The sequence below is a fragment of the Streptomyces sp. NPDC005533 genome (genome assembly GCF_042871845.1).
In the GTDB taxonomy this organism is placed as follows: Bacteria; Actinomycetota; Actinomycetes; order Streptomycetales; family Streptomycetaceae; genus Streptomyces.
In genome coordinates this window covers 89459-102156 of the sequence record NZ_JBIAJH010000004.1, presented here as the reverse complement: position 1 = coordinate 102156, position 12698 = coordinate 89459, and the positions used below count along the sequence as shown (strand labels likewise).

The window sequence follows — 12698 nt, the reverse complement described above, 5'->3', positions numbered from 1 at the left end:
GGGGTGTCCAGCCCACCCGCCCCGCGATCAGAAGAAACCCAGGGAGAAGCGAGGTATGTCAGTGATCTGCGTCGGAGGCATGATCGGGATCGGCAAGACGAGCGTTGCCGAACTGCTCGCCAAGGAGCTGGGCAGCGAAGTCTTCTACGAGAGCGTGGCAGACAACCCGATCCTCCCGCTCTTCTACACGGCGAGCCCCGAGGAGATCCAGGCCAAGCGCTACCCCTTCCTGCTCCAGCTCTACTTCCTGCAGACGCGCTTCGCCGCGATCAAGGAGGCGTACAAGCAGGGCGACAACGTCCTCGACCGGTCCATCTACGAGGACTGGTACTTCGCCAAGGTCAACCACGACCTCGGCCGGATCAGCTCCCTCGAGATGCAGGTCTACGACGGACTGCTCAACGAGATGATGCGCGAGATCGACGGCCTGCCGTACCGCAAGGCACCCGATCTCATGGTCTACCTCAAGGCGGACTTCGAGACGGTGCTGCACCGCATCGGGCTGCGGGGCCGCGATTTCGAGCAGGACGAGAGCCTCGTCGACTACTACCGGACGTTGTGGTCCGGCTACGACGACTGGGTGCACAAGCACTACTCGGCCAGCGAAGTCCTCATCATCGACATGAACCACACCGATGTGGTGAACAACGCCGAGGACGCGGCCCGCGTGGTGCAGGAGGTCAAGGACGCCCTGGCGGCGGCCAGGCTCCGGGCCTGACGCCGTTCCACGCGGGCACCGTCGCCGGCCGCCCCACGGTCTTGCCTACGCGGCGCGTCGGCTCGGCGAGACCCCCGGCCGGCCGGCCGTCCGCCGACCGTGCCGCCGCGCCAACGACCCGCCGCCGTCGGCGGCCGGACCCCCCTCCGCCGGGGCGTGCCGCCGGAGCCAGGTCATCGCGAGGACCAGGGCCGCCGCGGCGCCGTAGGCGATGTCGCTGAGCGCCGCCTGATGGCCGAACCGCGCGCCGAGGACGTAGACCGCGGCGCCGGCGAGCGCCATGCCCAGCCATTCCCAGCGCCCGTCCAGGGCCACGAGTGCGACCAGCAGCAGGGAGTACCAGGAGTAGCCGGGCGTGAGGAGGGCGAACGCCCAGCCGGTGACCAGAAGGGCGCCGCTCCACGGACGTCGCGGGTCCCCGCGCCACATCACGTACAGCGACACGCCCGCGATGATGGCGACCAGCACGGGGAACGCCCACGCGTCGGGCAGGACCAGACGCAGGAGGGAGTAGCGGGACCCGGCCGAGGGGTCTTCGTAGCCCTCCTCCTGCACGTAGCCGCCGAGGTAGCCGAAGACCGATCCGTGCGAGAGCAGGACGTACGGGAGGTAGGCGAGCACGGTGAAGGACGCGGCGGGCAGCAGCACGGCGGCCGCGTCGCGGACGCGGCGGACCCCTGACAGGGCGCCCGGGAGGACGACGGCGGGCATCAGTTTCGTGGCGATGGCGGCGCCGATCAGCAGGCCGCCCGCTGCCCGCCGGGTCAGAGCCCGGGCGGACACGAGGCCGAGGCCGGCGACTGCGAGGAGGACCCCGAGGACGTCGACGTGCGCGTTGTTCACGGCCTCGACGGGGACGGCCGGGCACCAGGCCCAGTACGCGGCCCCGCGGAGGTCGCTGCCCCGCCGTCGAAGGATCAGCAGGGTCGCTCCGGTCACGCCGAGGGAGACGAGTCCGGCGCCGATCTGGAGCGGTTCGTGGCGGGCGCCCGTCGGGGAGAGCTGGTCGACGACGAGGAAGTAGGCCTCGGCGACGGGCGGATAAATGGTGTGGACGGCGGGTCTGTTGATGCGGGTGCAGTGGGGTGTGTCGCCGGTGTGGGGGATACCCGCCAGACCGGGGCCGGCGCAGGCGGCGGCCGTGGGGAAGAGCCACGGGTCGCGCAGCCCGGCGAGCGCCGGGTCCTGCGGGGTGTGGTCGTAGGGGGAGATGCCGGCGGACTGGACGCGGCCGTCCCAGGCGTAGCGGTAGGAGTCGGTGCTGGTCCGCGGCGGCCCCACCAGCCCGGTCACCGTGACGGCGACGGCCCCGGCCGCGATCAACCACGCGACGTGGCGGGCCGGGACCCGGCGCAGCGCCGACAGGGCCACGGCGAAAAGCACCCAGCAGGCCGAGTACCACCAGAACAGGCCGACAGGATCGCGGTAGTAGCCCCCGTACCGGACGGTGAGGACGAGGACCGCCGTCAGAGCGGCGAGGGCGAGGGCGGTGGCGGCGGCCGGCGCGGTCCGTGCGGTCCGCGCCTTCCGTCCGCTCCGTGCGTTCCGTGCGGTGGCAGCGGTAAGGGGTTTCACCTGCGGAAGCCTTCCAGGAATCGGCCCTCCGTCGAGCGCGGGCGCGGTGCACGTCCGTGTTTCGTAAGGTGTTCCGGCAACCTGCGCGGGCCGTGCGGGCGGTGTGATGGAGGCATGCGTTTCACCCTTCCTCCCGGACCGCCCGTCACCTTCAAGGCGCGCCTGCACGATGCCCGTACCGCGACCGCGATCGGCCGCTGGCTCGGCCTGGCCATGGTCGTCTGCTTCGCGACCGGAGTACTGAGCCACTACCTCCAGCACCCGCCGGGACGGCTGGCCGACTGGCTGCCGAGCCGCCCCTCCTGGGGCTACCGGCTCTCCCAGGGGCTGCACGTGGCATCCGGGACCGCCGCGATCCCGCTCCTGCTCGCGAAGCTGTGGGCGGTCTACCCGCGACTGTTCGCCTGGCCCCCGGTGCGATCGGTGCTCCACGCACTGGAACGCGTCTCGGTGGCCGTTCTCGTCGCCGCCGGACTGTTCGAGCTGTTCACCGGGCTGCTGAACACCTTCCAGTGGTATCCCTGGCCGTTCGACTTCGTGGCCGTGCACTACGCGGTCGCCTGGCTCCTGCTCGGATCGCTGCTCCTGCACCTCGCCGTGCAGTGGCCGAAGATCCGGGACCACTTCACCGCGCGGTCCCCCGGAACCCTCGCGCTGCCCGAGGCCGACGGACCGGACCGGCGCCGGCTCCTCCTCGGCGTCACGGCCGCGGTCGGAGCGGTGACGCTCACCACGGTGGGACAGTCCGTGACCGCGCTCGGCACGCTGGAGCTGTTCGGCCCCCGCAGCCCCGCCCACGGGCTCCAGGGACTGCCCGTGAACCGGACGGCGGCCGCGGCGCGGGTCACCGGGGCCTCGCTGGCCGACTGGCGGCTGACCGTGGTCGGGCCCCGCCCGTACACCCTGACACTGGACGAGCTGCGCGCCATGCCGCAGCACGAGGTGACCCTGCCCATCGCCTGCGTCGAGGGCTGGAGCAAGTCCGCCCACTGGACCGGGGTACGGGTACGGGACCTGCTGGAGCGCGCGGGCGCCGGCCCGGGAGCGCGGGCCCGCGTGGTGTCCCTGGAGGCGGCCGGCGCCTACCGGGTCACGGACATGGGCCGCCAGTACGCACAGGATCCGCTGACGCTGCTCGCGCTGCGCCTCAACGGCGCCGTGCTGTCCCTGGACCACGGCTACCCGGCGCGGATCATCGCCCCGAACCGGCCCGGTGTCCTACAGACCAAGTGGGTCGGCCGACTGGAGGTCGCGTGATGAACGGACGGTACCTGACCGGGGCCCTGGGGCTGCTGGCGGCGGCCTGGGGCGGCTGGCTGCTCCTCAGCCGGCCCGAGCCGTGGCGGATCGCCGTCTGGCTCGGGGGAGCGGTCGTGGTGCACGACGGTTTCGTCGCCCCCCTCGTGCTCGCGATCGGCGCCCTCGCCGCCGCGGCGGGGCCGCGCCTGCGCGGCGGGATCCCGCGCGCGGCGCTGATCGTCGCGGGCTCCCTGACCGTGATCGCCCTGCCCCCGCTGCTGCGTCCCGGCGGCGTGGCCAACCCCACCGTCCTGCCGCTGGACTACGCACGCAACTGGCTGCTCGCGATGGCGGCCATCGCGCTGCTCACCCTCGCCCACGCCGGCGCGCGTGTGGTGCTGCGCAGGCTGAGCCGCCGCGCCTGACCGGCGCGCCTGACCGGCGCGCCTGACCGGCGCGCCGCGCGAAGAACCGCCGTGGCGCGGACCGTACTTCTGCGGGTCCGACCACGGCGGTTCACTGCCCGGGCACCGGTCAGCGGCTGAGGTGCACGAAGTGCCGCCCCGCGGTCTGCCAGGTGTCGTACGGGATCCAGTGCGCGGCCCTCGCCTCGGCGCACAGCGCGCGGGCGCCGAGCCGGGCCCACCAGAACGACGCCCCGCGGTCGCCGTTGCCGTCCTCGACGTACACCTCGACGCGTTCGTCCACGTCGGCCGCGGCCACCTCCACCAGGAGGGAGCCGCCGGGCGCGGTCAGTTCGGCGGCGCGGCGCAGCAGCGCGGCGGGATCGCCGCCGATCCCGATGTTGCCGTCGATGAGCAGGACCGTGCCCCAACCGCCCTGCCGGGGCAGCGGGTCGAACACCGACCGGCACAGCGCGCTGCCGCCCGCCCGCACGGTACGGGCCACCGCCTCGGGTGTGACGTCCACACCGAGTGCCGTGCGCCCGAGGCCGGCGAGGGCGGCGACCAGACGGCCCGGGCCGCACCCGATGTCGAGGACGGCCCCGGTACATCGGGCGAGGACGGTCTCGTCGGCCGCGTCGGGCTCGGCGCACCACCGCTCCACCTCGAGCGGCAGCAGCCAGCCGTCGTGCCGCCGGAGGTAGAGCGGGCCCTGGCCGGCGCGCAACGCGTCGGCGTACGGGTCGGCCTGCCAGGCACGGGCGGCCGGTTCGGTGAGCTGGGCCGTCATCGGGTCACCGCGCACAGGCCTGCGTGCAGCGCGGCGAACCGGGTCCGCGGTGCGGCCGCCGCGACCCGCCGCGCGTCGGCGGGGGTGTCCACGTCGCAGAGCTCGGGCAGATCGCGTACGGCCAGCCCGGCATCGGTCAGTCGCCGCCGCTGCACCTCACCGGTGTGCGCCACGGACATGGGGACGCCGCGCAGCAGGGCCGGCTCGGGGTCGGCCAGGCCCAGCGCCCAGAACCCCCCGTCGTCGGCGGGCCCGAACCAGGCGTCCGCCTCGGTGAAGTCCAGCCCGAGCGCGAGCAGGCCGGGGGTGACCTGCGGGGTGTCCATGCCGATCAGCAGGGCCGGTCCCGCGGCCAGGGCGAAGGCGGCAGCCAATCTGGCGTCGAGACCGCCCGTCCCCTGCGGGACGACGTCGACGCCGTCCGGGATCCAGGGCCCCGGCCGGCCGTCGAGGACCAGCACACGGCGCCCGGCCGGTGTGGCCAGGACCGCCGCGAGGGTGTCCTGGAGCGAGGCGAGGGCCAGGTCGGCCGCCTGCTGCGGGGTGAACGCCGTGGTCAGACGGGTTTTCACGCGGCCCGCTACGGGCGCCTTGGCAATGACGAGGAGGGTGCTCATGCGGAGATCCCCTCGGCCGGTGTGCGTCGGGTGCCCGGTGGCTCGGCGAGGACCCGCCGCATGTCGCGGACGGCGTGCCAGGTGCCCCGCCAGGTCCCGGTGACCTTGGACTTCCCGGATCGGGGGAGGTAGGGGACGTCCGTCTCCGCCACCCGCCAGCCCGCGTCGGCGGCCCGTACGACCATCTGGAGCGGGTAGCCGCTGCGCCGGTCCGTCAGCTCCAGGCCGAGCAGCGCCTCGCGGCGCGCCACCCGCATCGGTCCGAGGTCGTGCAGCCGCAGGCCGGTGCGGCGGCGCAGCATGCGGGCCAGGGCGATGTTTCCGGCCCGCGCGTGGGCGGGCCAGGCGCCGCGTCCTTGCGGGCGGCGCCGGCCGAGCAGCAGGTCCGCCTCCCCGGAGGCGACCCGCTCGGCCATGCCCACGAGCAGCGCGGGGTCCATGGAGGCGTCGCAGTCGCAGAAACAGACCAGATCGGCCCGCGCGGCGAGCAGCCCGGCGTGGCAGGCGGCGCCGAACCCGCGCCGGGTCTCGTGCACGACGGTGGCGCCGAGACCGCGGGCGATGTCCGCCGAGCCGTCGGTGGAGCCGTTGTCGACGACGATGGCCCGCCACCCGGCCGGCACCCGCGCCAGCACCCAGGGCAGGGCCTCCGCCTCGTCGAGGCACGGCAGTACGAGGTCCGCGCGGGGCGGACGACAAGCAGAAGAAGTCACCCTCCACACCGTAGGAACCGAACGGCGAAGAACGGCGCCGCAAGACCTTACGAAACACGGACACCGCACCGCGTGGCGGCAGGCCCGTGTCCGCAGCGGCGGGCTCGATGTCACTCTTGGGGCATGGCATCCCGTATCGAAACCGACCGCGGCCCCGCCTCCGGCGACGTCACCGGCCGCGTCCTGGTCGTGGACGACGACCCGACCGTCTCGGAGGTCGTCGCCGGCTACCTGGAGCGCGCCGGGTTCACCGTGCACCGGGCGGCCGACGGCCCGGCCGCGCTGGAGGCCGCCGCCCGGCACCGGCCCGACCTCGTCGTCCTGGACCTGATGCTGCCCGGCATGGACGGCCTGGAGGTCTGCCGGCGGCTGCGCGCGAACGGGAACGGGACGCGCTCCGTCGCCGTCGTCATGCTCACCGCGCGCGGCGACGAGGACGACCGGATCCTGGGCCTGGAGGTCGGCGCGGACGACTACGTGACGAAGCCGTTCAGCCCGCGCGAGCTGGTCCTGCGGGTGCGGTCGGTCCTGCGCAGGGTCTCCTCGGCCGTCCCGGCCGACGAGCCGCGGCTCGCGGCGGCCGGCCTGAGCGTGGACCCCGCGGCCCGACGGGTGACGAGGGACGGAGCGGAGCTGGCCCTCACCCTGCGGGAGTTCGACCTCCTCGCCTTCTTCCTGCGGCACCCCGGGCAGGTCTGCGACCGCGAGCGGCTGATGCGCGAGGTCTGGGGCTGGAACTTCGGCGACCTCTCCACCGTCACCGTCCACGTCCGCAGGCTCCGGAGCAAGATCGAGAAGGATCCGGCCGATCCGCAACTGATCCGTACGGTGTGGGGCGCCGGATACCGCTTCGAGGCGGGACCGTACCCCTCCGATCGCGCGGAGTCCGCAGCCGGGGCCCGGACGGTGGCGGACGACCGTGCGTGACCTGCTGCTGATCGCCCTGTACGCCTTCCTCGGCGCGGCGGCCGCCGGGCTGCTCGGCGCCGTCGCCCTGCGGATCCTGCGGCGGCGCAGCGTCGCCGTGTCCCTCGCGGTCGTCGCGGCGGTCGCCGTGTCCGCGATGCTCGCGGGCACGCTCGCGGTGGCCTGGGCGATGTTCCTGTCCTCCCACGACCTCACCGTGGTGACCACGGTCGTCGCGATGGCCGCCGCCGTGTCCCTGGGCACGGCCCTGCTCCTGGGCCGGCAGGTCGTGCGGCGCTGCCGGGAACTCGTCGGAGCGGCACGCGACTTCGGGGAGGAGGGCACCTTCAGGGCGCCCGCCGTGCCCGCCCCCGCCGAACTCGCGGCGCTGAGCCGCGAACTGGCCCTCACCAGCGAGCGCCTCGCCGCCTCGCGCGAACGCGAGCGGGCCCTGGAGACGTCCCGGCGCGAGCTCGTGGCCTGGATCTCGCACGATCTGCGGACCCCGCTCGCCGGGCTCCGCGCCATGTCGGAGGCGCTCGAGGACGGCGTGGTGGCCGACCCGGCCCGCTACCACCAGCAGATGCGCGCCGAAGTGGAGCGCCTCAACTCCATGGTCACCGACCTGTTCGAGCTGTCCCGCATCCATGCCGGAGCCCTCTCCCTCAGCCCCACCCGCATGTCCCTCTACGACCTCGTCGGCGACGCGCTCGCCGGCGCGGACGCCCTCGCCCGGCAACACGGCGTACGGCTGGCCGGCGGGAGCGTCGCACCCCTTCCGGTGGAGGTCGACGGCAAGGAGATGACGCGGGTGCTGTCCAACCTGCTGGTCAACGCCATCCGCCACACCCCGGCCGACGGGACGGTGGCGATCGCCGCGGAACGCCGCGCGGACGCGGTCGTCCTGTCCGTCACCGACGCCTGCGGCGGGATTCCCGAGGACGACCTTCCGCGTGTCTTCGACACGGGCTGGCGGGGGTCCCAGGCGCGCACGCCCCCCTCGGGCGCGGGTCTGGGGCTGGCGATCGTCCGGGGCATCGTCGAGGCCCACTCCGGCCACGCCGACGTCCGGAACGTGCCCGGCGGGTGCCGCTTCGAACTGACCCTCCCGGCCCCCGCGTAGGCCGGACCGGACGGTTCACCGGGGTCCGGCCGCCGGCGGCCACCGACGAGCCCCCCACGGGACACGCGGCCGGGGAGGCGCGGACTCAGCCGGCGCGCCCCGCGGACGCGCGCTGCCCGGCCCGGGCGAACTCGGCCATCCCCTCGACGAAGCCCACCTCCGGACGCCAGCCCAGGTCCGCGCGCAGCCGGGCCGAATCGGCGGTGATGTGCCGTACGTCGCCGAGGCGGAACTCCCCCGTCACCACCGGGGCCGGCCCGCCGTGCGCGCGGGCCAGCTCGGCGGCCATCTCCCCGACGGTGTGCGGTTCCCCACTGCCGGTGTTGTACGCGGTCAGCGTGCCGGCCGGCCTGCCGCCGACCGCCTCCAAGGCCACCGCGTTGGCCGCGGCCACGTCCGCCACGTGCACGAAGTCCCGCCGCTGCGCGCCGTCTTCGAAGACGCGTGGCGCCTCGCCCCGGGCGAGCGAGGAGCGGAAGAAGGACGCGACGCCCGCGTACGGGGTGTCCCGCGGCATCCCCGGCCCGTACACGTTGTGGTACCGCAACGAGACCGCCCGGCCTTCCGTGCACCGCGCCCACGCCGCCGCCAGGTGCTCCTGCGTGAGCTTCGTGGTGGCGTACACGTTGCGCGGATCGGTCGGTGCGTCCTCCCCGACCAGACCCGGCGCGAGCTCGGCCCCGCACCCGGGACAGCGCGGCTCGAACCGGCCGGCCGCCAGGTCCGCCGCCAGCCGGGGGCCGGGGCGCACCACCCCGTGGCGCGGGCACGCGTAGCGGCCCTCCCCGTAGACCACCATCGACCCGGCGAGGACGAGTTCCCGAACCCCGGCGGCCGCCATCTCCGCCAGCAGCACGGCCGTCCCGAGGTCGTTGCAGCCGACGTACTCGGGGGCGTCCGCGAAGTCCTTGCCGAGTCCGACCATGGCCGCCTGGTGACACACGGCACGGACCCCGCGCAGGGCGGCCCGGACCGCGTCGGCGTCCCGTACGTCGGCACGGACGAACTCCGCGTCGGGCAGCGGTGGCGTGCCGGGATGGGCGGCGGGCAGCAGGGCGTCGAGGACCACGGGGTCGTGCCCGCGGTCCCTGAGGGCGGTGACGATGTGGGAGCCGATGAACCCGGCTCCTCCGGTGACGAGTACGCGCATACCCGGGACGCTACGCAGCGCGGAAGCTCGGAGGGGTCTCCCACGCGTGCACGTAAGACTTCCGTCATACGGGCGCTCACCCCCGGCAGGGCCACGGCGGCGGAGGCGGAAGCGGCCGCCCCGGGGGCGCAACCGGGGCGGGGCCGGAGCCCGGGCGCACGCCGCCCCCGCGTCCGCGAGCCCGTGCCCGGGCGGCTTCGCCGGACCCCGCGCCGCGCAGCGGTCTAGCATGAAGAGCGAGGTTCCATCTCCAGGCCCGGGCCAGAGCGGCAGGGAGGCCGGTATGGCGTTCGACACGGCTGGTTTCGAGCAGGCGGCCGGCGGCCGGTACGTCCCGATCTCCGAGCACGGCCTGATCGGCGATCTCCGAACCACCGCCCTGGTCGCCACGAACGGCACCATCGACTGGTACTGCTGCCCGCGCTTCGACGCGCCCAGCGTCTTCGGGTCCATCCTCGACGCCGACAAGGGCGGGTCGTTCGAGTTGGCCGCCGAGGTCCCGAGCCGCACCCGACAGTTCTACTTCCCCGACACGAACGTGCTGATCACACGGTTCTTCGCCGCGGACGGCGTGGCGGAGATCCAGGACTTCATGCCCGTGGTCGACGAGTCGCGCGAGGCGGGCCGGCACCGGCTGATCCGGCGGGTGATCTGCGTCCGCGGCACCCTCCCGTTCAGGGCGCGGATCGCCCCCCGCTTCGGATACGGCGCCGAAGCGCACACCACGCACCTCGAAGGCCACACGGCGGTGTTCCGCTCCCCGTCCCTGACGCTCGCGCTGACGTCCACCACCCCCTTGGAGGGCGACGGCCCGGACGTATGGTCCCGCTTCAAACTCCTCGAAGGCGAATCCCACGTGTTCGCCCTCGACCAGGTCGGCGACGACCACCCGCCCCGGTCGTGCCCGCGCGCCGAGGCGCAGGAGCAGGTCGAGGCGACCGTCCGGTTCTGGCGCCACTGGATCGCCGGTTCCCGCTACCACGGGCGGTGGCGGGAGATGGTGAACCGCTCCGCGCTGCTGTTGAAGCTGCTCACCTACGCGCCGACCGGTGCGATCGTCGCCGCACCCACCACCAGCCTCCCCGAGCAGATCGGCGGCGGGCGCAACTGGGACTACCGCTACGTCTGGGTCCGCGACGCCGCCTTCTGCGTCTACGCGATGCTGCGCCTGGGGTTCACCTCGGAGGCCGAGGCGTTCATGGGGTTCATCTCCGAACGGGGCATCCTGCGCGGCACGGGGGATGACGGTCCGTTGCAGATCATGTACGGCATCGACGGGCGTACCGACCTGCCCGAACGCGAGCTCGCGCACCTGGAGGGATACCTCGGCTCCGCACCCGTCCGGGTGGGCAACGCCGCCACCAACCAGCTCCAGTTGGACATCTACGGTGCGCTGATCGACTCGATCTACCTCTACGACAAGTGGGGGCAGCCGATCAGCAGTGACCGCTGGGACGAGGTCGGTGCCGTGGTGGACTGGCTGTGCGAGCACTGGGACCAGCCCGACGAGGGGGTGTGGGAGACCAGGGCGGGCCGGCGGAACTTCGTGTACTCGCGGCTGATGTGCTGGGTGGCGCTGGAGCGGGCGATGCGCATGGCGAACCGCCGCGGTCTGCCGGCGGACCTGCCCCGCTGGCGGGAGTCCCGCGACGCGATCTACCGGCAGATCATGCGGCGCGGCTGGTCCGCCGAGCGGGGGGCCTTCGTCCAGGGACTGGACGACCAGGTGCTGGACGCCTCGCTGCTGATGATGCCCATGGCGAAGTTCGTCTCGCCCACCGACCCCAAGTGGCTCTCCACCCTGGACGCCCTCACCACGGACCTGGTCTCCGACTCGCTGGTCTACCGCTACGACCCCATCGCCAGCCCGGACGGCCTGCACGGCCCCGAGGGCACCTTCTCGATCTGCTCCTTCTGGTACGTGGAGGCGCTGGCCCGCGCGGGCCGGCTGGAGGAGGCCAGGCTCGCCTTCGAGAAGATGCTCACCTACGCCAACCACGTCGGCCTCTTCGCGGAGGAGATCGGCCCGACCGGAGAGCAGCTGGGCAACTTCCCGCAGGCCTTCACCCACCTCTCGCTGATCAGCGCCGCCTTCAACCTCGACCGCGCGCTGGGCTGACGCGGCCCGGGCCCGGGGAACGGCTGCGCCCGTGCGCGGAATTCGGCTACGTTCCCCGGGTGGAGCACCAGGACGAGACCAGGGCGGCCTACGACGGGGTCGTCGAGCTGTACGCGTCGCTGTTCGCCGGCCGGCTGGAGACGCAGCCCTTCGCGCGGGCCATGATCGACACCTTCGCCGAGCTGGTGCGCGGGACGGGGAACCTGCGGGCGGCCGACGTCGGGTGCGGGCCCGGACATCTGACGGCCATGCTGCACGACCGGGGCCTGGACGCCTTCGGGCTCGACCTCTCCCCGGCCATGGTCGACCACGCCCGGCGGGCCCATCCGGCGCTGCGCTTCGACCAGGCGCGGATGGAGGCCCTGCCGGTGGACGACGGCGCGCTGGGCGGCGTACTGGCCCACTACTCGATGATCCACACCCCGCCCGGGGAGCTGCCCGCGCTGCTCGCCGAGCAGGCGCGCGCCCTCGCGCCGGGGGGCCTGCTCCTGGTCTCGTTCTTCGGGACCGACGGACCGGAACCGGTCCGCTTCGACCACAAGGTGACGCCCGCCTACAGCTGGCCGACGGACCGTTTCGCCGCCCTGCTGGCCGGAGCCGGGCTCGTCCCGTTCGCCCGGCTGATCCACGACCCGGCCTCCGAGCGCGGCTTCCTCGACGCCCACGTGCTCGCGCGCCGCGCCTAGGCGGCGTACGGCGCGTCGCCCATCCGGGCCAATCCCGGTTGCGGGACGAGGGATACGACCGCACAGCGGGTACACACGCCGTCGGGGCGGCGGGCCGCGCCGCCCGGTACTGCGGAGCCCAGGAGGCGCTGGTGGACGGGATCGTGCTGCTCAAGGAAGACCACAAGACGGTCGAGAAGCTGTTCAAGCAGTTCGAGAAGGCCGGCGACGACGCGCACACCGAGAAGCGGAAGATCGCCGACAAGGTGATCGACGAACTGACCACGCACACCTGGATCGAGGAGAAGATCTTCTACCCGGCCGCGCGGGAGGCGGCGCCCGACACCAAGGACCATGTTCTGGAGAGCGTCGAGGAGCACCACGTCGTGCTGTGGATGCTGTCGGAACTGAAGGACCTCGACGCCGCGGACGAGCGGTTCGACGCCAAGATGCGCGTCCTCATGGAGAACGTCCGCCACCACGTCGAGGAAGAGGAGAAGGAGTGGTTCCCCGACGTCCGCAAGGCCATGGGCCGCAACCGCCTCACCGAACTCGGCGAACGGATGGAGGCGGCGAAGAAGGGGGCCCCGGGCGAGCCCCTCGCCGTCCCGAGTGCCAGGAAGTGACCGCGGGCCCGCCGTCGGCCGGGCGCGCAGTGCCGCCCGCACTGCCCTGCCAC

The 12698-nt window shown here is 73.7% G+C and carries 13 protein-coding genes; 8 read left to right on the top strand and 5 right to left on the bottom strand.

Annotation, left to right across the window (positions count from 1 at the left end):
- The first annotated feature begins 55 nt into the window (after positions 1-55).
- Positions 56-718: a deoxynucleoside kinase gene (locus ACFYP3_RS05570; protein ID WP_388827176.1), complete on the top strand. Its 663-nt coding sequence runs from the start codon at positions 56-58 to the stop codon at positions 716-718.
- Positions 719-763: 45 nt separating this feature from the next.
- Here ACFYP3_RS05570 and ACFYP3_RS05565 read toward each other — a convergent pair whose 3' ends face one another.
- Positions 764-2293, bottom strand: a complete 1530-nt coding sequence (locus ACFYP3_RS05565) for a glycosyltransferase 87 family protein (protein ID WP_388827173.1) — start codon at positions 2291-2293, stop codon at positions 764-766.
- Between the two features lie 114 nt (positions 2294-2407).
- On the opposite strand from ACFYP3_RS05565, the gene ACFYP3_RS05560 reads away from it, so the two are divergent.
- Together ACFYP3_RS05560 and ACFYP3_RS05555 are read left to right on the top strand one after the other, a co-directional pair.
- Positions 2408-3550 carry a molybdopterin-dependent oxidoreductase gene (locus tag ACFYP3_RS05560; protein ID WP_388827170.1) on the top strand — a complete coding sequence of 381 codons (1143 nt, stop codon included), beginning with the start codon at positions 2408-2410 and terminating at the stop codon, positions 3548-3550.
- Complete coding sequence (locus ACFYP3_RS05555) at positions 3550-3957, top strand: hypothetical protein (protein ID WP_388827167.1); 408 nt, start codon at positions 3550-3552, stop codon at positions 3955-3957. Before ACFYP3_RS05560 ends, ACFYP3_RS05555 begins: the two co-directional genes overlap by 1 nt.
- A 109-nt stretch (positions 3958-4066) precedes the next feature.
- Here ACFYP3_RS05555 and ACFYP3_RS05550 read toward each other — a convergent pair whose 3' ends face one another.
- The 3 genes from ACFYP3_RS05550 to ACFYP3_RS05540 are packed head-to-tail and all read right to left on the bottom strand — an operon-like array spanning position 4067 to position 6056.
- Entirely contained in the window at positions 4067-4726 is a 660-nt protein-coding gene (locus ACFYP3_RS05550; protein ID WP_388827164.1) for a class I SAM-dependent methyltransferase, read from the bottom strand.
- Positions 4723-5343 (bottom strand): DUF2064 domain-containing protein, encoded by a 621-nt coding sequence (locus ACFYP3_RS05545; RefSeq protein ID WP_388827162.1) that lies wholly within the window; start codon positions 5341-5343, stop codon positions 4723-4725. Before ACFYP3_RS05545 ends, ACFYP3_RS05550 begins: the two co-directional genes overlap by 4 nt.
- Positions 5340-6056, bottom strand: a complete 717-nt coding sequence (locus ACFYP3_RS05540; protein WP_388827159.1) for a glycosyltransferase family 2 protein — start codon at positions 6054-6056, stop codon at positions 5340-5342. Before ACFYP3_RS05540 ends, ACFYP3_RS05545 begins: the two co-directional genes overlap by 4 nt.
- Positions 6057-6179: 123 nt before the next feature.
- On the opposite strand from ACFYP3_RS05540, the gene ACFYP3_RS05535 reads away from it, so the two are divergent.
- Both ACFYP3_RS05535 and ACFYP3_RS05530 read left to right on the top strand, forming a co-directional pair.
- Positions 6180-6983: a response regulator transcription factor gene (locus tag ACFYP3_RS05535; RefSeq protein WP_388827156.1), complete on the top strand. Its 804-nt coding sequence runs from the start codon at positions 6180-6182 to the stop codon at positions 6981-6983.
- Positions 6976-8085, top strand: a complete 1110-nt coding sequence (locus tag ACFYP3_RS05530) for a sensor histidine kinase (protein WP_388827153.1) — start codon at positions 6976-6978, stop codon at positions 8083-8085. The genes ACFYP3_RS05535 and ACFYP3_RS05530 overlap by 8 nt, the downstream gene beginning before the upstream one ends.
- Positions 8086-8170: 85 nt before the next feature.
- On the opposite strand, the gene ACFYP3_RS05525 is transcribed toward ACFYP3_RS05530, so the two are convergent.
- Positions 8171-9235 carry an NAD-dependent epimerase/dehydratase family protein gene (locus ACFYP3_RS05525; protein WP_388827150.1) on the bottom strand — a complete coding sequence of 355 codons (1065 nt, stop codon included), beginning with the start codon at positions 9233-9235 and terminating at the stop codon, positions 8171-8173.
- A gap of 283 nt (positions 9236-9518) precedes the next feature.
- Here ACFYP3_RS05525 and ACFYP3_RS05520 point away from each other — a divergent pair, with 283 nt between their 5' ends.
- The 3 genes from ACFYP3_RS05520 to ACFYP3_RS05510 all read left to right on the top strand — a co-directional run bounded on the left by ACFYP3_RS05520 (position 9519) and on the right by ACFYP3_RS05510 (position 12645).
- On the top strand, positions 9519-11354 hold the full coding sequence (locus tag ACFYP3_RS05520) for a glycoside hydrolase family 15 protein (protein WP_388827147.1): 1836 nt from the start codon (positions 9519-9521) through the stop codon (positions 11352-11354).
- Positions 11355-11413: 59 nt separating this feature from the next.
- Positions 11414-12040: a class I SAM-dependent methyltransferase gene (locus tag ACFYP3_RS05515; protein ID WP_388827144.1), complete on the top strand. Its 627-nt coding sequence runs from the start codon at positions 11414-11416 to the stop codon at positions 12038-12040.
- 131 nt (positions 12041-12171) lie between these two features.
- The gene (locus ACFYP3_RS05510; RefSeq protein WP_388827141.1) at positions 12172-12645 is read left to right on the top strand and encodes a hemerythrin domain-containing protein; all 474 of its coding nucleotides are present in this window, start codon (positions 12172-12174) and stop codon (positions 12643-12645) included.
- Positions 12646-12698 lie beyond the last annotated feature (53 nt).